21 protein-coding genes are annotated in these 24,699 nt (G+C 45.7%); 4 read left to right on the top strand and 17 right to left on the bottom strand.

Annotated features, from left to right (window positions below):
- Positions 1-92 precede the first annotated feature (92 nt).
- The 10 genes from glpK to GH808_RS08740 form a co-directional block, all read right to left on the bottom strand.
- Positions 93-1,595, bottom strand: coding sequence for a glycerol kinase GlpK (gene glpK / locus GH808_RS08785; RefSeq protein ID WP_186842412.1), 1,503 nt, complete (start codon positions 1,593-1,595; stop codon positions 93-95).
- 53 nt (positions 1,596-1,648) lie between these two features.
- Positions 1,649-2,671 (bottom strand): sugar-binding transcriptional regulator, encoded by a 1,023-nt coding sequence (locus GH808_RS08780; protein ID WP_186842411.1) that lies wholly within the window; start codon positions 2,669-2,671, stop codon positions 1,649-1,651.
- A 269-nt stretch (positions 2,672-2,940) separates the two neighbouring features.
- Positions 2,941-3,360, bottom strand: coding sequence for a hypothetical protein (locus GH808_RS08775; RefSeq protein WP_186842410.1), 420 nt, complete (start codon positions 3,358-3,360; stop codon positions 2,941-2,943).
- 130 nt (positions 3,361-3,490) lie between these two features.
- Positions 3,491-4,801 (bottom strand): S-methyl-5-thioribose kinase, encoded by a 1,311-nt coding sequence (mtnK, locus tag GH808_RS08770; RefSeq protein ID WP_186842409.1) that lies wholly within the window; start codon positions 4,799-4,801, stop codon positions 3,491-3,493.
- A gap of 212 nt (positions 4,802-5,013) precedes the next feature.
- A complete protein-coding gene (locus GH808_RS08765) occupies positions 5,014-5,847 on the bottom strand; it encodes an undecaprenyl-diphosphate phosphatase (RefSeq protein WP_186842408.1) in 834 nt (277 codons plus the stop codon).
- A gap of 291 nt (positions 5,848-6,138) precedes the next feature.
- Positions 6,139-7,389 carry a serpin family protein gene (locus GH808_RS08760; protein WP_186842407.1) on the bottom strand — a complete coding sequence of 417 codons (1,251 nt, stop codon included), beginning with the start codon at positions 7,387-7,389 and terminating at the stop codon, positions 6,139-6,141.
- A 103-nt stretch (positions 7,390-7,492) separates the two neighbouring features.
- Positions 7,493-8,215 (bottom strand): GGDEF domain-containing protein, encoded by a 723-nt coding sequence (locus GH808_RS08755; RefSeq protein ID WP_186842406.1) that lies wholly within the window; start codon positions 8,213-8,215, stop codon positions 7,493-7,495.
- A gap of 116 nt (positions 8,216-8,331) precedes the next feature.
- Complete coding sequence (gene uvsE / locus GH808_RS08750) at positions 8,332-9,591, bottom strand: UV DNA damage repair endonuclease UvsE (protein ID WP_186842480.1); 1,260 nt, start codon at positions 9,589-9,591, stop codon at positions 8,332-8,334.
- 80 nt (positions 9,592-9,671) lie between these two features.
- Positions 9,672-12,089 carry an HD domain-containing phosphohydrolase gene (locus GH808_RS08745; RefSeq protein ID WP_186842405.1) on the bottom strand — a complete coding sequence of 806 codons (2,418 nt, stop codon included), beginning with the start codon at positions 12,087-12,089 and terminating at the stop codon, positions 9,672-9,674.
- 80 nt (positions 12,090-12,169) lie between these two features.
- Positions 12,170-12,469 (bottom strand): cupin domain-containing protein, encoded by a 300-nt coding sequence (locus tag GH808_RS08740; RefSeq protein WP_186842404.1) that lies wholly within the window; start codon positions 12,467-12,469, stop codon positions 12,170-12,172.
- A 149-nt stretch (positions 12,470-12,618) separates the two neighbouring features.
- Here GH808_RS08740 and GH808_RS08735 point away from each other — a divergent pair, with 149 nt between their 5' ends.
- From GH808_RS08735 to GH808_RS08720, 4 genes are all read left to right on the top strand, one after another.
- A complete protein-coding gene (locus GH808_RS08735; protein WP_186842403.1) occupies positions 12,619-13,794 on the top strand; it encodes an iron-containing alcohol dehydrogenase in 1,176 nt (391 codons plus the stop codon).
- Positions 13,766-15,262, top strand: a complete 1,497-nt coding sequence (locus tag GH808_RS08730; protein WP_186842402.1) for a sensor domain-containing diguanylate cyclase/phosphohydrolase — start codon at positions 13,766-13,768, stop codon at positions 15,260-15,262. The genes GH808_RS08735 and GH808_RS08730 overlap by 29 nt, the downstream gene beginning before the upstream one ends.
- Positions 15,263-15,600: 338 nt before the next feature.
- Complete coding sequence (locus tag GH808_RS08725) at positions 15,601-16,113, top strand: DUF6323 family protein (RefSeq protein WP_186842401.1); 513 nt, start codon at positions 15,601-15,603, stop codon at positions 16,111-16,113.
- Positions 16,097-17,458, top strand: a complete 1,362-nt coding sequence (locus GH808_RS08720; protein WP_186842400.1) for a DUF6179 domain-containing protein — start codon at positions 16,097-16,099, stop codon at positions 17,456-17,458. Before GH808_RS08725 ends, GH808_RS08720 begins: the two co-directional genes overlap by 17 nt.
- Positions 17,459-17,566: 108 nt before the next feature.
- On the opposite strand, the gene GH808_RS08715 is transcribed toward GH808_RS08720, so the two are convergent.
- The 7 genes from GH808_RS08715 to speD all read right to left on the bottom strand — a co-directional run bounded on the left by GH808_RS08715 (position 17,567) and on the right by speD (position 24,487).
- Complete coding sequence (locus GH808_RS08715) at positions 17,567-17,959, bottom strand: PaaI family thioesterase (protein WP_186842399.1); 393 nt, start codon at positions 17,957-17,959, stop codon at positions 17,567-17,569.
- Positions 17,960-18,006: 47 nt separating this feature from the next.
- On the bottom strand, positions 18,007-19,146 hold the full coding sequence (gene nspC / locus GH808_RS08710) for a carboxynorspermidine decarboxylase (RefSeq protein ID WP_243166162.1): 1,140 nt from the start codon (positions 19,144-19,146) through the stop codon (positions 18,007-18,009).
- Positions 19,146-20,345 (bottom strand): saccharopine dehydrogenase family protein, encoded by a 1,200-nt coding sequence (locus GH808_RS08705; RefSeq protein WP_186842397.1) that lies wholly within the window; start codon positions 20,343-20,345, stop codon positions 19,146-19,148. The genes nspC and GH808_RS08705 overlap by 1 nt, the downstream gene beginning before the upstream one ends.
- Before the next feature lie 174 nt (positions 20,346-20,519).
- Positions 20,520-21,371, bottom strand: a complete 852-nt coding sequence (speB, locus tag GH808_RS08700; RefSeq protein ID WP_186842396.1) for an agmatinase — start codon at positions 21,369-21,371, stop codon at positions 20,520-20,522.
- Positions 21,361-22,212 (bottom strand): polyamine aminopropyltransferase, encoded by an 852-nt coding sequence (gene speE / locus GH808_RS08695; RefSeq protein WP_186842395.1) that lies wholly within the window; start codon positions 22,210-22,212, stop codon positions 21,361-21,363. The genes speB and speE overlap by 11 nt, the downstream gene beginning before the upstream one ends.
- Before the next feature lie 3 nt (positions 22,213-22,215).
- On the bottom strand, positions 22,216-23,673 hold the full coding sequence (locus GH808_RS08690; RefSeq protein ID WP_243166161.1) for an aminotransferase class I/II-fold pyridoxal phosphate-dependent enzyme: 1,458 nt from the start codon (positions 23,671-23,673) through the stop codon (positions 22,216-22,218).
- Between the two features lie 19 nt (positions 23,674-23,692).
- Entirely contained in the window at positions 23,693-24,487 is a 795-nt protein-coding gene (gene speD / locus GH808_RS08685; RefSeq protein WP_186842394.1) for an adenosylmethionine decarboxylase, read from the bottom strand.
- Between the last annotated feature and the right edge of the window lie 212 nt (positions 24,488-24,699).

The following is a 24,699-nucleotide window of genomic DNA, read 5'->3' as shown; positions in this document are numbered from 1 at the left end:
AAATTCTATTTGTAGAAATATTATTTCAGGGTGCGCCTGCATCAACACGATCACAAGCGCGGCCCTGATGGTCAGCTTAGTTATTGCTCATTCTATCGGTCATTTGCCCATTCGAGGGTTGATCTGATTGCGCGTTTCCAGCCTTTATAAAGATCTTCCCGGACGGCCTCATCCATCTTCGGTTCGAAAACCCGATCGACGGTTCGCTTATTGACGATTTCAGCCTGATCTTTCCAGAAGCCAACAGCCAGACCTGCTAAATAGGCAGCGCCTGCGGCAGTGGTCTCGGTATTGTCCGGTCTTTCAATATCAACATTGGTAATATCCGCGGTAAACTGCATCAATAAGTTATTGTTGCAGGCGCCCCCGTCCACTTTCAGGATTGACAATCGTTCGCCCAAATCCTGAGAAAACGCATCAAACATATCTCTTGTCTGATAGCCCAGTGATTCCAGGACGGCTCTGATGATATTATTCTTGGTCGTTCCTCTTTCAATCCCAACGATTGATGCTCTTGCATAGGAATTCCAATACGGCGCGCATAACCCGGTAAATGCCGGGACGAAATAAACCCCACAGTTGCTGTCTTTGGTTTTCATTGCAAAATATTCGGAATCCGGAGATTCATCGAGCATGTCCATCTCATCGCGAAGCCATTGGATGGCCGATCCGGCTGAAAAAGCCACCGCTTCCAGCAGATATTCCACTTTTCCATTGAGTCCCCAACCGATGGTGGTCGTCAGTCCGTTGTTTGACAAGAACGGCTTATCACCAATATTCACGGTCATAACGCCCGCCGTCCCATAGGTGAATTTTGCCATCCCTTTTTCAAAACAGCATTGCCCAAATGTCGCGGCCTGCTGATCACCGGCATCACCGGCAATGGGGATTTCCCGATTGAAGATTTTGGCGGTCGTGCCAAAAATGCCACTGCTTTCCTGAACTTTTGGCAATATGCTTGCTGGTATGTTCAAAACTTTCAACAGTTCTTCATCCCATTTCAGTTCATTAATATTGAAGATCAGGGTTCTGGAAGCGTTGCTGTAATCTGTCGCATGGACTTTCCCGCCGGTCAGATTCCACATAATCCAGGCGTCAACATTACCAAAGAGCAAACTGCCGTTTTCTGCTTTTTCCCTGGCGCCTTCAACATTGTCGAGGATCCACTTGATTTTTGTTCCTGAGAAATAGGAATCGATCATCAATCCCGTTTTATTCCTAACCACTGCTTCGATTTCCGGATTGTCGGCCTTCAGCTGATCGCAATATTCTGCGGTTCTTCTGTCCTGCCATACGATGGCATTGTAAACAGGTTCGCCGGTATTTTTATCCCAGACGATTGTCGTTTCTCGCTGGTTTGTGATACCGATTGCAATGATTTCTTCTTCTTTAATGTTCGATTTTTTCATTGCTTTCTCGATGACTTCTATCGTAACGGACCACATTTCCAGCGGATCCTGTTCTACCCATCCTGAAGCTGGATAAAATTGACTGAATTCCTTGGCAAACACACTGACAATGTCTCCGTCATGATTAAAGAAAATTGCTCTGATACTGGTAGTGCCCTGATCAATACTTAAAATATACTCCTTCATTCGTTTCTTACCACCTTTTCTTTTATTAAAAATGCAATGGTTAGCATTTCTTTCTATAATGATCCCTGTGTTTCTGTTTCATTTTCTTTTCGGTGCAGTTTCATGATTTCCAGTCCCAGCGCATAATCGATGATCAGAACATCCACCAGTTTGCCTTTCAGTACTGAAAGAATCGTGTGAGCCTTGTGTTCACCGGAAGCAATCGTAATTTTAGTGTTTATTTTCTTGAATTTATCCAGCTCAATCGCAATGGTCCGGTCCCTTAATTCGCCGCCGCATTCCTCGCCCTGGCCATTAATAAATCTCAGGGCGATGTCACCGTATACATTTTGATTTTGCAGATTTTTCAGCTCCTCTTCTGACAGATAGTCTCTGCCGGCCAGGACTGAACTCAGGTTCGGATACATCGATCCGATTCCGTTGATGGAAATGGTAACTTTATCAAACATATCAAAAACCGCTTTGGTGTTTTTTTCGTTTCTGATTGAATCAGCTGTTTCTTTGCTGCTCAGCAGCGCTTCTGTCAAAAGATAGTATTGCCTGCCGCCGAATGCCATGGCCATTCTCGACGCCAGGGTTCTGACATCGAGTTCCGAATCGCAGAACGCGATACTCCCATGCAGGGTAACGAAGGCCGCGTCAACTTTTTGACAGGGATTCAAATAATGAATCAGGTAATACATCGTTGTCCCCCATGTAATGCCCAGCACGTCATTCTTTGTAATAATCCGCTGCAAATACCTGGCGCCTTCCAGGGCTACCAGTTTCTTGACCGACTCAGCCGTATTTTTGGCATCATCGACATGATTCAAAAAATCGTTCGGGGCAATAATCACATCCTTTAATCCGAATGTATTGAGCAGCTCTTCTTCCAGATGCATGCATTCAATATAAGGATCGCGAATGACGAATTCGACAATTTTCTCCTCCCGGGCTTTTTTGATCAGCCGGGACACCGTTGTGACGGATATGTTCATCTTTTTAGCGATTTCAGTCTGCGACTCATTTTTTATATAATACAGATATGCCGCTTTCGAAATTGCAAAATTTGATTGATTATATACTTCAGGTTCCATAATCACCCTTCTTCTTATCTGCTCAAATAAGCATTTATTTTTTTTTATGTAAATTTCAAAAGCCGTTTTGATAACAATTATACAAATTATTACCCTTTTGTTATGAGGTTATTCAAATGCTGTTTTTATTGTGATTATACTTCGCGTGCTATTTATTAACAATAGTGAAAATATTTTCGCTAGAACATTTTGTTCCCAGCAAAATACCCAAAAAAAGAAAAAGTGCGGCTGTAATATCGGCTGCACTTTTTCGTTATTTATCCTTCGCTTCACTTAACGGTATACTGATTGACTGTGTCCGGTTTATCCCGATCATCAATATAGATTTCCACGGAATAATTTCCCGGTTGTGACATAAAGTCTGCCGGCAAATAACCGGCCAGGGGTGCATCGCTGACTTCCCCATTTGATATGGTTTTCGTAGCCAATTGCTGTCCTTCATAATACCAGATAAAGGTGATGTTCGTATCGTCTGGTGCATTCTTTAAATCTGCCGCCACATAGACGTCGGTATTTACCGCAAATTCAGTCACATTATCAATGGGCGCATAATTGTCGTCAATCCCGGTCGTCATGACTGCATTGCTTACGTTCGCCGTCGTACTGCTGCAGCTTGCTCCCATAAATAATAACGAAACCATCAGAACGCTGATGATTATTAAATAGGCTGTAATTTTTCTCTTTCTCATGATTATTGCCTCCTCGTGTTAATTCTGTTTCCTATGTGATTATTTTACCCTATTATAATGAAAAAAAACAGCACCGCGTCTTTTCTTGGCACAAAAAACATCAGGGCTGTTTAAATACTATTCTTAATGGTTATTCCGGAACCGTTTTTTGTTGCGCCTGAATTCCCGATAAATCCCGGCCTTTTAACGCCTTCATCACATCGAAATAGCGGTAGGTAATCGTGACGATGATAGCAATTATATCATCCGTGTTTTCGACGGTTTCACGCTTCATGATCAGCTCATCCGCAATCAGCAGTGACAGACGTCTCGCACAATTACGGCTGACCGGATTCTTCAATGTATCAAAATCGGGAAGGCCAATCAGCCCGCCAACCCGGCTGATGATCTGGCAGCCGGCAAAGCCGCACACTTCTTTAAGATAATTTTTGAGAATTGCCTCCCGGTATTCGGTGTATTCCCGGTATAGCGGTTTGGCATCCTTGTCCCAGCATGCACAATAAACGCGCTGATATTCATTAATCAGGTCTCTGATATAGCCCAGAATTTCTTTACGGTAGGCTTTTCGGGATTGCCTGGTTCCGTCGCTGTGATGAAACCAGGCAATGTAGGCATAGATCAGATTGCCAACCAGATATCCGCTATCCGATGATGTCGGTCCCATGAAAGTATACTCCATATCGATGACCTTCATTTCGTTTTCATCAACCATGATATTGGAGGTGTGCAGATCACCATGAACCAGACATTCGCTTCGTTTCATGAAGATTCCGCGCAGCTTTAAGAGCTCCACCCGTACTTCCCGTTTATCCCAGAATAATTCCGTCATCGCCACATGATTGGGATCCACCTCGGCCAGGCGGAAGGTATCATCTTCATCAAACCGTTTGACGAAAAGAATCGTTTCCATGATATGACGCATCTCGGGATTCATAAACGTGCACTCCAGGGCTTTGTGCGCGATCTGATCGAGATAAATCTCTGACGTATAGAAATTGGATTTTGCCATGAATGCGCCAATTTTTTTCGGAAATTCCGGAAAGGATTTCCCCTTGATCAGCTCAAAGCGCATGATTTTCAGGCGGCCGCAGTCTTCATAGATGAACAGATTGTTATTCGCATCAGCATGATACATTTCCGGTATATATTCCGGCGTGATGGCGGCCCGCAGCTGAATCACTTTTGCTTCCATTTGATTACGCCGGGGCGTCAGTTTGGCCTCTTCTCCAAAAATACGCATATAGGGTTTGGCCTGTTTTAGCACAACTGATTTCCCGGTTTCATCGGAAACGCGATAGAGATGATTGACAAAGCCATCGCCATCGGTCTCTTCATCCGAACCGAACTCGTAGACAGCAAGCTTCGCGTCGACCGGAAATATATCGGTATTTGTTTTTATGTACGCGATGACCGTCTCCGGATTCAAATCTTTGTATGACATCGTTTCCCCCGCTTTTTCCCACAAGATAAATTTAATTCATTTTATCATGTTCTTGAGCGGTTTTAAATGAACTATTTATTTCATTAAAGCGACTTTTTTGTATCTCTGCCGCTTAAATGCGCCTGCCGCCATCAGCTTTTCCGGTTTCTGTCCCGGTGCGATGCGTCGCTATGCAACAGCCGGATCACCATAACCGGCCAGGCAATCCCGGTTTATAGTCCCCCGGAGATTAAGAAATAGGCAATCACGATCACCCCTAAAGCAATGCGGTACCAGCCAAAAACCTTGAAGTCATGCTTCTTGATATAGGTCATTAAAAATTTGATTGCCAGTATCGAAGTCACAAAAGCCGTTACCATTCCGACCAGCAGAATGACTACTTCCCAGCCAGTAAAGACAAGTCCGAATTTGATGATTTTCAACAGACTGATGCCAAACATAACCGGCACGGCCATAAAAAAGGTATATTCTGCCGCAATCGACCGGGAGGTTCCCAGAATCATCCCGCCGATAATCGTCGCGCCGGAACGGGAAGTCCCGGGTATGATCGACAAGGCCTGAAATGCCCCGATCAGCAGGGCTGTTTTATAGCTGAGCTGCGACAGTTTAACAACTTCCGGTTGGCGGTGTTTGTTGTAATTTTCGATCACGATGAAAAGAACACCATACAGGATCAGCATTGCGGCAACCGTCAACGGATTCATAAATAATCGATCGACAATATCGTCAAAAAGTAAATAAACCAGGAATCCCGGCAGACAGCCGACGATAATTTTTGACCAGAGAATCATCGTCTGTTTCTTAATCATTATTTTATTGTCTTTGTATGAAAATGGTACCAGCTTATGCCAAAAAATATACACAACTGCTAAAATTGCGCCCAATTGAATGACGTAGAGAAACATGTCAATAAACGCGTCAGACATGTTCAGTTTTGCAAACTCGTCGACTAAAATCATATGTCCGGTACTGCTGATCGGCAGCCACTCGGTTACCCCTTCTACGACGCCCAGAAGTATGGCCTTCAAAATTTCTATAAATCCCATTTTTTCCCTCTCTTTTGTCTTTATTAATAACGTCTTTAATCTCTTCGTAAGCCTGCTTTTTCTGTTTACTGATTGAGATAATAAACTGCTAACCTTTATATTACTTTTTATTATGAAAAATTACAACTTTTTTTAAAACAATTACGACGGTTTTTCCGCTGAAACGAAATGCTGCTGGTGCCTCAAAAAATATTTTACCGCTGATCAGGATGACCTCTGACCAGCGGTGGCTCGTTCATTCAATGGCCTTTACAATGGTGGTACTGCCATCAGAAATCTTGATTTATTTTCTTACTCTGCACTCGGGTCGATGACAGCTCCCATGAAAAGAATCGCGCCGGTTTTGCTGTCCTGAATCGCGTAAAAGAAGGGGCGATTGAAATTCAGTTCGAAATCGTACTCCGGAATACTGGTCGCCGTTATTCCAACCGAAGTAACCGCTGCCGCTTCAGTGCCCGCTTCGTCCACCTGAAGAAATGTTTTATGTTTGACCTCACTGATAAAAACATTCTTTCCGGAAGCTCCGGTTACCATACCGGAGAAATCTGCCTTGTCACCTTCAAAGGCAATCGCCATGCCTGAATTTTTCAAGGCCTGATTTAAAGACGTTTCATACTCCATGGTAAACCGCGGCAGCATAATCGTTCCCTGTTTTTTCTCACCAGATGAAAGCCAGGCGGCCCAGTTTTCCATGTTGAGCTGGCTCTGAAATTGTTCCAGACTGCTGTCTTCAGCCGGCAGAAAAAGAACCATCGCCAATCGGTCTTCCTGACCGTATGGCAGGCGCAGCGACTGGAAGCCCGGGCCGCTGAAATACTCGAAAGAACCACTCTGAACCATCATCGGGACCGTCACCGCCTGACCAGCCTGGGTATGGAAAGTCTGATCGGTGGTCAAGTCCTTATTAAACGGGTGCGTCCACTGCCCCTTGAAATACACAGCATTGATCAGAAACAGAACACTTGACGGATCGACTGGGGCCGCCACAATTTCGCTAATCAGACCCTGGGTCTTTTTCTTGACCCAGCTGTTGATCATGTCGGCAGCATTGGACTTGTCAAAGTCCATCTCCTGAGCGGAAGCCAGATAGAATTTTTCGGTCCTGCTTTTAAACTTCGAATCGAATTCAAGCGCCTGATTCAGCCAGAGCGAATTGGCAATGCTCAGCGTCACCTTGGGATCCGCCGTGCTCAAAAAATAAAGCAGCGCCAGATTATTCGCATTCACTGCGTCAATATCATCGCCCTCTATTTTTAAAACCTTGGCCATCGCTGCTTTTGTTTCTCCCTGAGCGCCGTTATATGTCATGCTTAAAGCCATGGCGATACTGGCCGGCGAAATCATGATATTTTCGTCGCCACTGCTGAGTTCTCGATAAAGATTAAAACCGAAATCGTTGTTTTTAGCAATCATGGTATCCTGAAAAGAATTGAGGATGCTGTCATCAGGCTTCGGTATGGCAGCAGTCTGATTCTCACAACCCGGCAGAAACAAGCTGGCGGCCACCAGCCCGGCTATCACTGAATTTCTAAGCTTCATCATAATCTCCTTCTTCAATTATTTATCGGCAGTTGGGTTATCGCGAACACTTTTTTTGCATGCACGTTTTATGCATTGTTTCTCATCATTCAAGGAAATATGCCGCTCAGCAAATTTCTATCTGATTCCGCCCTTTTTCTTTTGCCTGTCTCAGTGCCGAATCCGCTCTGGCAACAATGCTGGCTGGTAAAAGATCCTTTTTATAGGCTGAAATGCCAAAACTTGCAGTCATCTTGCCAACTTTCGTAAAACTGTAATCATCGATGCGCGCTCGCAATTTTTCGGCCAATAACCTGGCCCCATTTTTGTCGGTTTCCGGCAGCAGAATCAGAAATTCTTCGCCATTCCATCTCCCGACTGAATCGGTTGATCTGATCGTCTCTTTGATCATATTCGCGCATTCCACAAGGACGGCATCGCCGCTCTGATTTCCATATGTTTCATTCACCATTTTTAGAAGGTCAATATTAAACAGCATCACCGCAAATGGCCGCTTGGTCCTTTCGGATCGGTCCATTTCGATTTCCAGAATTTCATCAATTTTCTGCCGATTGTAAAGCTGCGTGAGTTTATCCGTAATGGAAATCCGGCTGATTTCTTCTTTCAGTCTTCTTATTTCCGAAGTGTCTCTGATTTGGAATAATGATTCCAATCGCTCTCGTCCCTCTTTTAATTTTCGGTCCGGATTTCGCAGCGATTTGATCGTTTTATCCAGTTCCAGGAAATCAGGATTTTGAATGAATTTTTCTGGTGGGGCCTGATCCAGCTTGCCATCAACAACCAGAGCCTTAAAATAATCAATCAGTTCTTTTGCATCTTTATCCGACATGATCATTCCTGCCAATACTTTCCTTGTCAAAATGATTGTCCAAAATCAATTCCAAAGCACCTTTCCAGTTCATCATATCATCCCCCAATTATTCAAATTCTCTTGACCAGGTTACATTACACCATTTCGTAATAATATGATTCCAGCAGATATTTCTGTTCATATTTAACTGCCATTTTCCACAAATTCTTCTTCACCTTTTTGATTGATACTTCGCCCCTTTCATACCGCTCTAAAAGCTTCAAGAAATACTTTTTTTCACTGGGCAATGCGCTATTTCTAAAATAGCCCCAGATATGTTGCGCCACATTGATGGAATTGCCGGTGGTTGCTTCTTTCTGCAGCGCATTTTCGATGATCTGATAAAATCCAATGGCAGGATAATCATTTTTATTATGCAGCAGTTTCCGAATCTCTAAATAATCCAGCGGCGATCTTTCCAGAACGGCATACTTATATTTACTCCATTCAATTTCAAGCGCTTTGATCTTTTGCGTCTGCGCTATGCAATTGCTGCATTTGATTGCCGAAAGGTTTTTATCTTTAACCTCCAGCATCACATCAAGTTTGCGACCATCCAGGCCATCGTAGAATTCCATAAATTCTTCAATTCTGATACTGTCCGAGTGTGATCCCGGCTTTTTCTCGGGATGCTGCTGCGAATAATGGATCTTTTGCTTTCCATCCTTTTGTTGCCATGTTTTTCTGCTTTCATCAATCCAATAAACATCGGATTGATTTTCCGCACAGGGGTTGGATTGGTTGTGAAGCGTGTCAAACACCACCGGTATCTCCAAATGGTTGGCGATTTCCAGGACATCGCCAATAGTAAAATTCTTGTCATCATTTTCAATGATAAGACGGTTTTTAATGGCGTCACTTAAATGGTCATAGGCTCTGATAAACCGCTGCATTGCCTGCTTTTTGTCGTCATATCTACCGCCGACATGAAGCACGATTTTACTCTCCGGGCCCACCCCAAGACTATCCAATAAACAGTTATGATAATTCAAATCCGCAACGGCTTTTGTGACGATCTCTTCATCAAGGGCATTCAATACCGTATACTGACCAGGATGCATTGAAACCCGCATTCCACTTCGCATGATTTTATCGCCAATCTGCTTCAATTGATCGTCAAACAGTTCCCACCAGCTAAGCCTGTTGACCGGACTGGAACCAAACGGAATGATCGAAGAGCTGATTCTAAAAAGGCTGATTTCGTTTTCAATGTTGTAATCAATGGTATTTTCCAGCACCTTCAAATTATGCCGGATTAATTCGGTTAGTTTTTCTTCGGATGCATTTTTGAGAAGGCAAGTTTTAATATCTGTATTTGGCACACCAACGGTTAAACATGCATATCCTATCTTCATCAATAAAATGACCTCCTTATGTCGTGCTTGCGTCTGATTTATTATAACATATCGTTTACAAAACAGTAACAGAAAAAGCTTTACGAAATTTTCAGCTTTTCCTGTTGCAGTACTTTTTCAATGAAGACCTTCGCGATCGCGGCATCAAATTGTTTTCCGGCACAGCGTCTGATTTCCCTAATCGCTTCTGCATCGCTCAGTCCCTTGCGATAGGAACGATCGCAGATCATTGAATCATATGAATCCGCAACCGCAATAATCCGTGCTTCAATGGATATTTCTTCACCGCAAAGCTTCTTGGGATACCCGTTTCCATCCCACCGCTCATGATGTTCAAATACGTAGTTTGCTATTTCCGAGAATTCGTTTGATGAGCTTAAAATCCGATAGCCAATTTCAGGATGTCGTTGTATTTCCATCCATTCATCATCTTCCAGTATTCCCTCTTTATTCAGGATTCTTTCATCAATCCCCATTTTCCCAATATCATGCATCAGACCTGCAACGCCGATCTGATTAACGACATCTTTTTCGAGCTTCATTTCTGTTGCGATCATTTTGCATAATTCCCCGACCCGTTGTGAATGCCGCATCTCACGGCTGCTTTTTTCATAAAGGGTGTTCATAATCAGATCGATCGTTTTGCTTTTAACGCTGGCACTTTCATAAAGTTTATGTCGATACATATCATCTTCCGCATGTTTATAGATTTCCTGAATATCCTGATTCATTGCTTCTTTGGTTTCACACCCGAAAGAGATGGAAAGATCAAAGCTGCCGATTCTTTCGCTTGCTGTCCTGGTTTTAAGATTGTTCATTGTTTCCACTGCCTGAAAAACATCTTGCTGCGGCAGAATCATGATGAACTCATCCCCTCCCAGCCGGGCAACGATACTGCCTTCCGGACAGGCCGCAGAAATGAGTTGGGCCGCTTTCTTGAGCAATTCGTCACCCATGGCATGGCCAAAAGAATCATTGATGAGTTTGAGTCCATTGACATCCGCCATAATCAGCGTCATCGGTAAATTCTCAGCGGTATCCAGCCGCGCCAGTTCTTCTTCATAAAATCGGCGGTTATACAAACCGGTCAGATAATCATGATAACTCAAAAAATAGACATCTTCTTCCGCTTGTTTGCGATTGGAAATATCCGAGATGATGACTGCAAATTCTTTGAAGCGCGGAGAATAAGCAACCACTTCAAAATGTTTGCCCAGTTCCTGTGAGTAATTTTCGTAATGAACCGGCTCGCCGGTCATTGCGACGCGACCGTATGTATCAATCCAATAGGTTTCAGTTTCCGGCAATACCTCCAGAACCGTTTTTCCGATAATCTTTTCTTTTTTCAGTCCAGTCAGCCGCTCATAGCTTTCATTGGCATCCAGGAAGCGATAATCGACGACTTTCTCCGTTTCATCCAGGATCACTTCGTGGACTGCCAAACCCTGAGCCATCTGCGTGATCAGAAGGCGATTCTTCTCCTCACTTTCTTTTAACGCTTGCTCCGCCTTTTTGTGTTCGGTAATATCCGACAGCAGATAACTGATGAGCTTTCTTTTCTGATTGAAAACATTTCTGTTTACCTGAAACCACCTGATCCTGTCATTAACCGGAATCATCACCGGTCTCTGTTTAATACCACCCTGATCAAGGATTCTTGTCAGGCCGGCAATATTGTTATTCTTGCCCTTCCAGAAATCCTCAGCCCTGGCATTCAAACTGACAATTTCTTCATCACTGTTAATCAGGAAAGCCACTTCCCCGATATTCAGAAATGTGTTTTCCCAGCGATTTATTTCCAGCTGAAAAAAATCATTTCGCACTTCGCTAATTCCAATCAAAATCGATATGAACAAAATGACAATCGGAGTGGGATCAAAAAAGGTATCAAATCCCAATAGGATAATGAGGACTGCAACCCACGAGAACTGAATGGATCCGAGCAACAATCTGCAGCTTCTTTTTAAACTCAAAGAATCTGATTCCCTTGCTGTTTTAAACAGTACCATGACTGAAAAAGCTAAAAACAGGGTATAATAGGCAAGTATAAAAAAATACCCGAAGTTCTTCGTTGTCGATGCGATCGAAAAGCCCTGCGCTGTTGTCATTTCGATCCGCTTGTAAGTCCAGTGGTAAAGCGGATTTGTAATATACATGCTCCACAGCAGACCTGAAACAACAAACAAAAGCAATTTAGACGATTGCGACAATTTATTCTTTGTATACGCTGATACAAACAAGATACCAAATGTCGGAATCAATACCACCCCCAGATACTCAAAGCTTCGGGCCAGCAAAAACACCTCCGTGTTAAGAGCATTGAGTGCCAGAAAATATCCCGCTGTATAAATCGCTGCGGCAAACATAAATAGCGAAAAATAATTGAACTGCTCATCCGCCTTATACTTGTACAGCTTGATTCCCGTATAAATATAAACGAGTGAAATAATTGGAAGGGTAAAGACGATTAAGTTCAATAACACATGCTGACTATTCATTTCCGGTACCTCATCAGACCATTCTTTTTATATTTACAAACATTTCAACCCGTTTATGCTCAATTTCCAGCCGCATCCACTCAATAAAAAACACACAGCCAAACACAGGGCGGCTCACTGGATGTATAGGCAACGCGATGCTTCTGATGCGGATGAAGCAAAAGGGTTTCCCCGCTTGCCAATGCTATTCTCTCACCGTTCTCAAATTCCAGTTCAGCATTTCCAGCACAAAGCACCACAAATTCCGTTTGATCCTGATCATACCAGTCCGAGGTTTGTCCGGTACTGATAATGCGTTCAATTCGAACCGTCTCACTTTCGATCAGAATATTTGTCACTTCATCCGCTAAGGGAAGATCCGGCAATTTAAAAATATTCATCTTACTACCTCTTTTGTACAAATAATACCATAAAACCGTGCATTTAAAAACGGAATTGGTACAAATTTGTTGTTTGGATAAGGTTTACATTTGAAAACTGACCTGTTATACTGAAATCAGTTAAATCATTAAATAAGGGGGAGTTCAAGGTGACTGAATCGTTATTGGAATTAAGAAAATTTGTTGTTCCAGAAATAATCATTGGGGTGGATGCCCGATTACTGATCGGACGTTATATATCGCATTTTAATGCAAAAAAACCGATGCTTGTAACCGACAAAGCCATCCAGAAATTCGAATGGTTTCAGGAAATTATGGATCTTACCCAATCATACAGCGAAGATCTTTATCTTTTCGATGAAATAACTCCAAACCCCAAGGACTTCGAAGCCATGCTCGGTGCCAGTCTTTTCTTATCCTTTGGCTGCGACCTGATTATCGCAATCGGTGGCGGCAGTGCCATTGACTGCGCAAAATGCATCAGTATTGTCGCTTCCAACGGCGGTAATATCCTTGATTATGAAGGCGTCGATGAAGTCAAAATGCCCGGCCCCCCGCTGATCTGCATTCCCACCACCGCCGGTTCTTCTGCCGATGTATCTCAATTTGCGATCATCAAAGACACCTCCGCCAACCTGAAATGCGCCATCATCAGCAAAAAAGTGGTTCCGGATTTAGCCCTGATCGATCCCGTTCCACTGATGACTATGGATCCTTATCTGACCGCCTGTACCGGAATGGATGCTCTGACCCATGCCATCGAAGCTTACGTATCCAACACGCATTCCGCCTTGACCGATGTCCACGCCCTGGAAGCCATCAAGCTGATCAGTCAGGGGCTCGAAAAAGCCATCCGGCCGGAGCGAACCCTTGAAACGATGTTTCAGGTCATGCATGGTTCCCTTCAGGCGGGTCTGGCCTTTTCAAATGCCAGTCTCGGCGCGGTTCATGCCATGGCCCACTCGATGGGGGGACTTTTGGATCTGCCCCACGGCGAATGCAACAGCATTTTACTTGAGCATGTCATTCGCGTTAATTTTAACAGTGTTCCCAAGCGATTCAGAAATATCGCCAGACAACTGGGAATTCAGGTGGATAACCTGACTGATGCTGTCCTTCTTGAAGAAACCGTAGCCAAAATTGTTTCGCTCCGGAATAATCTGCACATCAAATCAGCGATAACCGTGGCTACCCTTGATGAGGCAATGCTGGATTATTTAGTTGAGAATGCACTCAATGATCCCTGCATGGTAACCAACCCAAAAATTTTGACAAAAGATGAGGTGAGAAGCATTTATGAACGAGTATTACATACCCAAAAATAAAAAAGAGATCACCCGGGAATCCATTATTGGCCTTGGCGAAAACTCGTTTAAGAAGAATTATTATTCTGAACTTCAAACTAAATTATTGGATCTGGAACGGGTTAACAGCCGCAGCAAGGCCTTGATTGCCACCATTCCGGACATTTTATTAATCGGCGATGACAACGGCCGCATCTCTCCTTATGGCTCCTCGATCAACAACGACTCGACCATTACTTTAGAGATCATGCGAAACCAGACGATCATGGATGATTTGAAACAGGTAATCGAACAGGTTGTAAAACGCAGAGTTTTAAGCGCCTATTATTTTACGCTATCTTTAAGCGATCAGCTTCACTACTTTGAGGTCCGCATCCAAATTTCAGAATTTGATGAAGTTTTAATCATGATTCGGGATATGACAGAACGCGTCACGCTGGAAAATCAATTGCGCGATATGGCTGAAAAAGATGCTCTGACCCATATTTCAAACCGGCGTTTTTTTGAGGTGGCGCTTGAAGAAATCGATCATCAGGCTATCAATAATCTGATTATCGTTCTGATCGATATTGATGGTTTGAAATTTGTCAACGATACGCTTGGTCATCTGGTTGGGGACCAGGTCATCATATCAACCAGCCGCTTTATCAAACATTGTTTTCAACGGTTTGGCATTGTTTCAAGAGTCGGCGGCGACGAATTTGGCATCATTATCCGGAACCAGCTGCCTGAAACCGTCGAGATGGCACTGGAAGATCTGAAGATCGCTTTGAATGCCTTTAATGAAGCCGGCACTGCGCCGTTCAAGATCTCTCTTTCTTATGGATACGCTTACCATGCATCCGGCTGTGTCAATACCGATTTTCTTTTTCAGGAAGCCGATGACAATATGTACCAGAATAAACTGCTTAAAGAATCGAGCGTCCGCAATAGTCTGGTAAAAACGCTGATGAAAGCTTTAGAAGTCAAGGATTACGTTACCGAAGGCCATACCAATCGGATGCACGCTCTTTCAACCCTCATCGGCCACCAGCTTCATTTGCATCAGAATATCATGGACCGCATCCAATTATTGACGAAGTTTCACGATATCGGCAAAGTCGGCATCCCCGACAGCATTCTTAAAAAGCCCGCTGAATTGAATCCGGATGAATGGAATGTGATGAAAACGCATTGCACCATTGGCGAGCGGATTGCCAACGAATCCTCTGAATTAAGAGAGATTTCCCATCTGATTCTCAAGCACCATGAGAAATGGAATGGCACCGGCTATCCTTTGGGTTTGTCCGGAAAAGATATTCCCATTGAATGCCGCATCCTATCAATTGTTGATTCATTTGATGCCATGACCAATGACCGGCCCTATCGTTCCGCACTGTCAGTCACTACCGCAATCAATGAAATCATGAGTTGTTCCGGCACTCAGTATGATCCGGAATTGGTAGAAATTTTCACTCAGGTCATCGACCGATATCTGCAGGAGCGATGAAAACACCGCTTTATTTTTCATCCTGCGCCACTAAAAAAGGCTGATTATTTATCAACTGTGCGATACTTTCGTATACACCGGGATAAATAATCAGCCTTTTATATTTTTGTTACCTGTATTCTGAATAAATCGTGTTCCTGCCAACAGATGCCAATGCAACTGCTGCTGCTGTTTTTTCTTTTTATTATCATTGATTTATGGCAATGATTGTGATATCATATAATTTGCGCATATTGGATTGCGCACATTGACAAATTACATATGTATGATATCACATTAATCCAATTTTGTCAATATTTTATTCAAATTAATTATTTTTTCCATAGGAGGTACCCGATATGTCATTTAATCTGACGCTTTTTGACAACAAACAACTGGAAGTGCAGGCTGTTTCCGACATTATGTTATGCAACCAAACGACACAACAGTATGCGCTGTCACTGACTGAAAAACAAGCCATGGAAATCGTCGAAACCCGTACCACGGCCCTTAAGCATTCTGGGAGAATCGAATTTGGCGGCGGTATCATCGGCGAGCTCATCGCCGTTTTTTGTGACTCACCATACCTTTCACAAAGCAACTATGAAAAGGTGCTTCATGAACTGATCGAGATTTTTTATTATTTTAAAAATGAAACCCTGGATTTGATGAGCGATGATGACCTGTTGGCATATATGAAAGAATATTTCGACGGCGTTTGCAGCGGCGACCTGGATCTGCTTAAATCCCGCGAGCTTGAAAGAATCGCCCGAAATATCAGACTTGGCAATGACCCTGACTACAATGAGCTGGCAGAAGAACGCCAGAAACAAATCGAAACGGAGGCGAAAGAAAATGAATCCTATCGATAAGCATTCAAAAATTGATCAAAAAAAGCTCAGTAACGAATTCTATTTACAGTCACTTCTCCAGGAGGCTTATATCCAGGGCGAACTCAATGCGACGGAATCCCAACGGATTCAGAATGAATGCATCACGCTGCTGACAAAAAGCATTGATCGTTACACCAAGGGGCAAAGCAGTTCCGTGAGAATTGAGATTGCCCAGAGCATCATGGCTTCCAACTCCTATACCATCAGTCTCTATCTGAAATCATTGCCCAGCGTCGCAACCGCCCTTGACCAGATCATCAATGAGCCCATCGAAAAGCTTTATGCTTATGGGTATGATGTGCTCAAACGGAAATTCAAAGTCGCCAATTATTTTTTTCATCTTGTCGGCAAAACCAAAATATCAACCCCGAATCATGCTTACAATGTAACCATCGATCATGGACTCAGTCCCTTCTTCACGCAGTATGATTTTGATTTCTGCGCTCATGAAGCGCCAAGTTCAATCGATTATCAGCTCATCCATCCCGTTACCGACCTGGCCGGCGTGGAATTCATGATTCGGTATCTGGAAAACCTGTACTATGAAAACCTGTTCTGTCAGAAATTTACTGCAACCATTATCGACGAAGTCATGTGCGGCTACAGCAACGGCTATCAGGACCTGCTCGACAATCTCTGCGAGCAGGTGTTTCAAAACGCGCTGGGCTGTACTCTGTCGCAGCAACCGGTGCAGTCTCTGGATTTAACTCCATCCGATCTTCAAAAAATCGGTAATGACCTGAACGGGATAAGCCGGCAATTAATATTTGAGCGTTTGCAGCAAGCAGCAGGCAGCACTTTCAGCGAGCTGGCCATTTCAAACGTTGCAGTCCGACGCTATCTCCAGTCAAGCTTGCCCAAAATAGCCACAAAAATTTACGCCGCTTTGGAAACGGATACCCTGTCCAAAGTCTTTGTCTCCCGATACCACTCTGATACAAAGTCCCCGATCCGCTTCGATATGGGTGCCAGAATGGATGATAACATCTACCGGAAGGTGTTTGCTGAATTGATCTCCTGCCGGTATCTTGAAGACAAACTTCAGATTATCAAAGACTCCATTAAAACACTCGCCGATATGGAAGACCTCCTCATTGCCGGAGAATTAAAAAGCGATGAGTCCGCGCAAGTGTTTGATCTGCTCGACGATATCGAGCTCGCCGTCCTGCTCAAGCGCCATTCGCTTGACCCGGAAATCGATGCCGTTGAATTTTCAGAAGGAGAATTAAGGCTGCAGCAGCATCTCGACCAGTATTTGGCGAATCTACCCAAACAGCGTCTGGATGCGGTTGACGAACTCATGACCCGCATTGAAGTCGTCTGAAATTCTAAAAAGCAAGTGGCATTATATTGGCCAGTGTCTGACTTTCAGGTAATTCAAGCCTAACCGTTTCATCTTTCCCAACCTGATTGTTCGATGATTGTTCGATGCTTATTCGGTTCTTTTAATAAATCCGGTTCCGTTGAATCGGGCCACCAGGCGGTCGGTGTCATCAAAAATATCGACCGTGCAATTGCAGATACTCTTTGTTGCGGAAATTTCCTGTGCCTTGGCAATCAGCCACTTTCCTTTAGGCGGTTTGAAATATGAAATATTCGCGTTGATCCCGACGGTGACCATTCCGCTGGCGTTTGATGCTGCTGCAAAGGCATAATCCGCCAGGGTAAAAATCACCCCGCCCTGAACGATCCCGACGCCATTGAGATGATCTTCGCTCAGTTCCAGTTTGACTTCGGCATAACCCTGCTCGACCTTCTCCACCTGCAAACCGACAAACTTGGCAAACCGGTCATTTTCAATGATCTTAATTTTTTCCTTTTCCATAAGCATCTCCCTTATCGATAAATATCTATTCACTGAAAGAGGTTATTTCAGGACAGACGGTTCTTAAAATCCGCATAGCCGAACTGCTTCACCAGCCGGATCTGCTTTTGCTGCGTAAAGATGGCAATCGACGGCAAATTCATGCCGTTGAAGGTGTTATTTTTGACCATCGAATAGATCGCCATATCGCCGAACACCAGTCGGTCGCCAGGCTTCAGCTGCTGGTCAAAGGAATAATCCCCGATGATGTCACCCGCCAGGCAGGTCGGTCCGCCCAAGCGGTAGGTGAAAGCTTTCTCCTCCGGCTGCCCCGCGCCGATGATTTCCGGCCGGTAGGGCATTTCCAGCACATCCGGCATATGACAGGCGGCCGAGGTATCGAGAATCGCAATCTGAATCCCGTTGTCGACGATATCCAAAACCCTGGCAACCAGAAAGCCGGTGTTCAAGGCGACCGCCTCGCCCGGCTCGAGGTAGACCTGCACCTTATACTGATCCTGAATCCGGTTGATGCAGGTGACGAGCTTTTCCACATCATAATCCGGCCGGGTGATATGGTGTCCCCCGCCGAAATTCAGCCACTTCATCTGATAGAGATAAGGGCCGAACTTCTCTTCAACCGCGTTCAGTGTCAACTCCAGAGCATCAGCATTCTGCTCGCAGAGGGTATGAAAATGAAGGCCTTCGATGCCTGCCAGCAGTTCCGGCTTGAACTGATCGGCGGTTACGCCCATCCGCGAACCCGGAGCACAGGGATCATAGATGGCATGATCCTGGGTTGAGCATTCCGGATTGATGCGGATACCGCAGCTGCGGCCGGCCGCCAGCGCCTGGTTTTTGTATTGGCTCCACTGACCAAAGGAATTGAAGATGATATGGTCGCACAACGCAACGATCTCAGCGAACTCATCTTCCCGATAGGCGGTTGAAAAGACGTGGTTTTCTTGGCCCATTTCCTCACGACCAAGGCGCGCTTCAAATAGCCCGCTGGCAGTCGTTCCGGACAGATACTTGCCGATCAGCGGATAGAGCGAAAACATCGAAAAAGCTTTCTGCGCCAACAGAATGCGACAGCCGGTGCGTTTTTGAACCGCATCGAGGATTTCCAAGTTTTTTACCAGTAGCTCTTCATCCACGATATAGCAGGGTGTCGGTAGCTCGGAAAAAGCATCCTTGAGTGCCTTCATCAGTCGACCAGCTCCGGCGCAAAGCTTTCCTGCCAGGGCAGGCCCCATTTGTTCAGTGCCGCCATAAACGGATCGGGATCGAATTCTTCAATGTTGTAGACGCCCGGTTTGTTCCATTCTCCCGTCATCACCATCATCGCGCCGATCATTGCCGGAACGCCAGTGGTATAGGAAATCGCCTGGGAGCCGACCTCTTTGTAGCATTCCTCGTGATCGCAGACATTGTAGACGTAATAGGTTTTGTCTTTGCCGTCCTTTTTTCCCTGAAAAATGCAGCCGATATTGGTTTTACCTTTGGTTCGCGGCCCCAGCGTGGAAGGATCCGGCAAAACAGCGGCCAGAAACTGCAGCGGCACGATTTGCTTGCCTTCGTATTCGATCGGTTCAATGGAAGTCATGCCGACATTTTCCAGACATTTCAGATGGGTCAGATAGCTCTCGCCAAAGGTCATGAAAAAGCGGATCCGTTTGATTCCCTTGATGTTCAGCCCCAGCGATTCCAGTTCTTCGTGATGGAGCAGGTACATATCTTTCGGTCCGATTTCCGGGAAATTGTAGACCCGTTTGATTTCCATCGGTTTGGTTTCCACCCACTTGCCCTGCTCCCAGTAGCTGCCGTTGGCGCTGACTTCCCGGATATTGATTTCCGGATTGAAGTTGGTGGCAAAAGGATAGCCGTGATCGCCGGCGTTGCAGTCGAGAATGTCGATATAATTGATCTCATCAAAGTGATGCTTCATCGCATAGGCCGAAAACACGCCGGTGACGCCCGGATCAAAGCCGCTGCCCAGCAGCGCCGTGATGCCAGCTTTTTCAAAACGTTCGCGGTATTCCCACTGCCATTTGTACTCGAATTTTGCGGTGTCCTCCGGCTCGTAGTTGGCCGTATCCACATAATTGGTCTTCGTGGCCAGGCAGGCATCCATGATCGTCAGATCCTGATACGGCAGTGCCAGATTCAGCACCACATCCGGCTTGAAGGCTTCAATGATGGCGATCAGTTCGTCCACATTGTCGGCATTCACCTGCGCGGTCGTGATTTTCGTCGCCCCTCCGTCAAGCTTTGCTTTGAGCGCATCGCACTTGCTCTTGGTCCGGCTGGCGATGCAGATTTCACTGAACACCTCGCTGTTCTGACAGCATTTATGAATGGCCACACTGGCAACGCCGCCACAACCGATAATTAATGCTTTTCCCATAATTTTATCCTCCTTTTATCATATAATTACAAAACTTAAAAGCGACAAACCTTTATTGCTTTGGGTTCAGTTTCCACAAACAATTTGGTAACGTGTAGGCGAACAGTCGCTAGACTGTCCGCCGTACAGTGGACAAATTGTTTCGTGCGAAACTGGACCCAAAGCTCACGTCCCCTATTTAATCACTGCCAGCAGCAGTTCACGCAAGACCTTGCAGGCCACGGCTGTTGAAACGCCGCTCTGATCGTAAACTGGGGATAACTCGTTGATATCGCAGCCCACAATTGTAAGGCCGCTGACGGTTTGGATCGCGTCGAGCAGCTCCATGAAGCTGACGCCGCCGGGTTCCGGCGTTCCGGTGCCGGGAAAGACCGACGGGTCCAGCACATCGAGATCCAGCGTGAAATAAACCGGCTTGCCTTTGAGCTTTTCCACCACCGCTGCCAGCCCCACAAAATCAAACTTCCGGGTCACCACATGCTCTTTTCCCCAGCGGAATTCGCTGCGGTCGCCCGAACGGATACCGAACTGAAAAATCCGGTTATCTCCGACCAGATCCCAGACCCGATGCAGAACGGTGGCATGAGATAAGCTCGCGCCGAGATAGTCTTCTCGCAGATCCGCATGGGCATCGAAATGCACTACCTGTAGATCCGGGTATTTTGCAAATACCGCCCGGACCGCACCCAGGGTTACCAGATGTTCGCCACCGATCATCACCGGCAGTTTCCCATCTGCGATAATCCCGGCCGTGAAGGCTTCAATTTGTCCCAGCGCCGCGCTGGTGTCGCCGAAGCAGAGCTCCAGATCGCCGCCGTCAAAAACCGGAATGTCTTCCAGGTCTTTATCCTGATAGGGGCTGTAGGTTTCCAGTCCGTAGGAATCCCCCCGCATGGTTTTGCTGGCAAAACGGGTTCCCGGTCGGAACGAGGTGGTCGAATCAAACGGCGCTCCGAAAACAACCGCTTTGGCCTCGTCGTAGCTGTTGTCGCAGCCCAGAAAGGTCTCAATATTTCTATTCAACATCTTTGAGCAGCTCCTCCACGTAATTTGGCAGTGCAAATGACCCGACATGCAATCGGGTATTGTAGTAGCGGGTTTTGAAGCCCAGGGCATTCCATTTCGCTGCTTTCAGATCCTCGATCGGGTGATATTTCTTGGCGGCAAATCCGAACAGCCAGTGGCCCGAGGGATAGGTGGGGATATGGGCCTGATAAACGCGGCTGATCGGGAATGAATCGACAATCCGCTTATGAGCCCGCTGCATCGCCACCGCATCGTCCTGGTAGAATGCGCTTTCATGCTGATTGACCATGATGCCGTCGTCCTTGAGCGCCTTGTAGCAGTTGCCATAAAATTCCTTGGTGAACAGCCCTTCCCCCGGACCGAAAGGATCGGTGGAATCGACAATGATCAGATCGTATTCATTTTCGCAGCGGCGAATGTATTTCAAACCATCCTGATAGTGCACCGTCACCCGCTCGTCACCATAACAGCAGGCCGTAAAAGGCAGATGTTTTTTGCACACCTCGACCACCAGCTCATCGATCTCGACCAGATCAATATGTTCAATCGTCGAATACCGGGTCAGCTCTCTGACCGCACCGCCGTCACCGCCGCCGATGACCAGCACTTTCTTCGCTGCCGGATGAACCGCCAGCGGAATATGCACCATCATTTCATGATAGATAAACTCATCCTTTTCGGTCAGCATCATGTAGCCGTCCAGCGTCAGAAAACGGCCGAACTCCCTTGAATCAAAGACATCAATCCGCTGAAACTCGCTTTTCCCGCAATAAAGCTGGCGATCCACCTGGATCGAGAATTTTACGCTGGGGGTGTGTTTTTCCGTAAACCATAGTTCCATTGTTTATACCTCTTTCAGTACATTGAGCGATGCGACATCCATATCTTCCGGCCCGGTCAAAAAGCAGCCTTTATCCTTCATGTACTCAATCGAATCAAGAATTTCCGCGGTTATTTTTTCTCCCGGTGCCAGAATCGGAATCCCCGGCGGATAACACATCACAAATTCGCTGCAGATCCGCCCGCCGCTTTCCTTTAGCGGCAACGCTTCCTTCTCCGCATAAAAAGCCTTCTGCGGCGGTACCACCACTTCCGGATTGATGTACTCGTACTGGAGCATCCCGGCTTTGTCCTTTTTATAAATGCGCCGGATTTCTGCCAGCGCGCTGACCAGACGTTCCAGATTCCGGTGGCTGTCCCCCACTGAAATATAGGCCAGAATATTGCCGACATCGCCGAATTCCACCTGAATATCGTATTCGTCCCGCAGGATGCTGTAAACTTCAATGCCGGCAAGTCCCACATTCAGGGTGTTGATCGACAGTTTTGTCTCATCAAAATCATAAATCGTGTCGCCGTTGATCAGTTCCCGGGAATAGGCGTAGTAATCCCCGATCTGATTGATTTCATCCCGGGCATACTGCGCCATTTCGGTCACTTTTGCAAAAATCGCTTTGCCGTTGCAGGCGAGGTTTTTCCTGGAAATATCCAGACTGGAAAGCAGCAGATAGGAACCGCTGGTCGTCTGGGTCAGGTTGATGATTTGCCTGACATAGCCCGGACTGACAGTCTCCCCACCAACCAGCAGAAACGAGCTCTGGGTCAGGGAACCGCCGGATTTGTGCATGCTGACCGAGGCCATGTCCGCACCCGCTGCCATGGCGCTGATCGGCATGTTTTCGCCGAAATAGAAATGGGTGCCATGGGCTTCATCGACCAGCACCAGCATCCCCTGCTGATGTGCCAGCTCGGTAATGGCTTTTAGATTCGAACAAATCCCATAGTAGGTGGGATTGTTGACCAGCACCGCTTTAGCCTCGGGATTCTCTTTGATGGCTTTTTCCACCGCTGCCAGTGACATCCCCAGGGATATCCCCAGTTCGCTGTTGGTTTCGGGATTGACATAAACGGGAATCGCGCCCCCGAGTATCAGCGCATTGATGACGCTGCGGTGGACGTTTCTGGGCAGAATGATCTTCTCGCCTTTTTTGCAGGCCGACAACACCATGCTCTGAACCGCCGAGGTGGTGCCGTTGACCATAAAAAAAGCCTGTCTGGCGCCAAAGGCATCCGCCGCCAGCGTCTCCGCTTCTTTGATGACCGAAACCGGATGGCAGAGATTGTCCAGCGGTTTCATCGAATTGACATCCACCGACATGCACTGCTCACCCAGAAAATCCGTCAGTTCCGAATTTCCCCGGCCACGTTTATGCCCCGGAACATCGAAAGGAACGATCCGGCTTTTCTTGAATTGATTCAAAGCTTCCAAAATGGGCATCCGCTCTTGTTTTAATTTAGACAATTTTTTCTATTCCCTCCTTCTAGTACACATTGCTGCCGCTGAAAATCTCGATCATTTCGCGGCGCAGGCTTTCAGATATCTGCAGCCGCGTTCGCGGCGGCAGTTCATAAACATCCGTATTGAAAAGATAGTTCTGCAGCGAAATTTCTTTCAGCATCATTTTTGTATGAAAAATGTTGGACTGATAGACATTGATGTCGATGGCATCATATTTTTTCAAGGTTTCGTCATCGATATAATCCTGAATCGAGGTAATTTTATGATCGATAAACAATTTTTTTCCCGTCACATCCCTGGTGAAACCCCTGACCCGATAGTCCATCGTGATAATATCCGAATCGAAGCTCCCGATCAGAAAATCCAGCGTGCTCAACGGCGTAATTTCGCCACAGGTGGCGACATCGATATCGACTCGAAAGGTCGCAATGGAGTTATCCGGGTGATTCTCTGGATAGGTATGCACCGTGACATGACTTTTATCAAGATGGGCAACAACGGTATCCCCGTTTAAATCAGCCTTCAGCCCGCCTTCTTCCCGAAACTCCCGCAGAAAAGTCTCTTCGGCAATTAAAAAAGTGACACTGGCGCCCTGGGGATCATAATCCTGTTTGGACACATTCAGCACCCGAGCTCCGATCATCTCCGTCACCCGAAACAGAATATTCGTCAGCCGTTCCGCATTGTACTGTTCGTCAATATAAGCGATATAGTCACGCTGTTCACGTTCGCTTTTAGCATAACACACATCGTAAATGTTAAAGCTAAGGGATTTTGTCAGATTGTTAAAACCGTTTAACTTTAATTTATTTTCCATGAATCCACCCCATCTCACAATTTTTCTTTCACATCAAAAAACTCAAGCGATCTTTCAGCATTTGCTGTTCATCCACTTGAGTTTCTTTTCTACTAATCTTGTTTTATTTCGTATTAAATGCTTAATCGCATTTTCTATTTTATTAATTCAAAATGTAGAAGTCAGAGTCTATATAGCAAGAAATTACTTTTACTACTCTTATTGATTGTTTC

This window comes from Acetobacterium fimetarium (assembly GCF_014284475.1).
GTDB classification, from domain to species: domain Bacteria; phylum Bacillota; class Clostridia; order Eubacteriales; family Eubacteriaceae; genus Acetobacterium; species Acetobacterium fimetarium.
The sequence above is the reverse complement of the archived record's forward strand: the minus strand, read 5'-3'. Positions and strand labels throughout refer to the sequence as shown.

Excerpts from the sequence above, each read along its gene's own strand:
- glpK (WP_186842412.1), bottom strand. The coding sequence starts at position 1,595 with ATGAAGGAGTATATTTTAAGTATTGATCAGGGCACTACCAGTATCAGA.
- GH808_RS08780 (WP_186842411.1), bottom strand. The coding sequence starts at position 2,671 with ATGGAACCTGAAGTATATAATCAATCAAATTTTGCAATTTCGAAAGCG.
- GH808_RS08775 (WP_186842410.1), bottom strand. The coding sequence starts at position 3,360 with ATGAGAAAGAGAAAAATTACAGCCTATTTAATAATCATCAGCGTTCTG.
- mtnK (WP_186842409.1), bottom strand. The coding sequence starts at position 4,801 with ATGTCATACAAAGATTTGAATCCGGAGACGGTCATCGCGTACATAAAA.
- GH808_RS08765 (WP_186842408.1), bottom strand. The coding sequence starts at position 5,847 with ATGGGATTTATAGAAATTTTGAAGGCCATACTTCTGGGCGTCGTAGAA.
- GH808_RS08760 (WP_186842407.1), bottom strand. The coding sequence starts at position 7,389 with ATGATGAAGCTTAGAAATTCAGTGATAGCCGGGCTGGTGGCCGCCAGC.
- GH808_RS08755 (WP_186842406.1), bottom strand. The coding sequence starts at position 8,215 with ATGTCGGATAAAGATGCAAAAGAACTGATTGATTATTTTAAGGCTCTG.
- uvsE (WP_186842480.1), bottom strand. The coding sequence starts at position 9,591 with ATGAAGATAGGATATGCATGTTTAACCGTTGGTGTGCCAAATACAGAT.
- GH808_RS08745 (WP_186842405.1), bottom strand. The coding sequence starts at position 12,089 with ATGAATAGTCAGCATGTGTTATTGAACTTAATCGTCTTTACCCTTCCA.
- GH808_RS08740 (WP_186842404.1), bottom strand. The coding sequence starts at position 12,469 with ATGAATATTTTTAAATTGCCGGATCTTCCCTTAGCGGATGAAGTGACA.
- GH808_RS08730 (WP_186842402.1), top strand. The coding sequence starts at position 13,766 with ATGAACGAGTATTACATACCCAAAAATAAAAAAGAGATCACCCGGGAA.
- GH808_RS08725 (WP_186842401.1), top strand. The coding sequence starts at position 15,601 with ATGTCATTTAATCTGACGCTTTTTGACAACAAACAACTGGAAGTGCAG.
- GH808_RS08720 (WP_186842400.1), top strand. The coding sequence starts at position 16,097 with ATGAATCCTATCGATAAGCATTCAAAAATTGATCAAAAAAAGCTCAGT.
- GH808_RS08715 (WP_186842399.1), bottom strand. The coding sequence starts at position 17,959 with ATGGAAAAGGAAAAAATTAAGATCATTGAAAATGACCGGTTTGCCAAG.
- nspC (WP_243166162.1), bottom strand. The coding sequence starts at position 19,146 with ATGAAGGCACTCAAGGATGCTTTTTCCGAGCTACCGACACCCTGCTAT.
- GH808_RS08705 (WP_186842397.1), bottom strand. The coding sequence starts at position 20,345 with ATGGGAAAAGCATTAATTATCGGTTGTGGCGGCGTTGCCAGTGTGGCC.
- speB (WP_186842396.1), bottom strand. The coding sequence starts at position 21,371 with ATGTTGAATAGAAATATTGAGACCTTTCTGGGCTGCGACAACAGCTAC.
- speE (WP_186842395.1), bottom strand. The coding sequence starts at position 22,212 with ATGGAACTATGGTTTACGGAAAAACACACCCCCAGCGTAAAATTCTCG.
- speD (WP_186842394.1), bottom strand. The coding sequence starts at position 24,487 with ATGGAAAATAAATTAAAGTTAAACGGTTTTAACAATCTGACAAAATCC.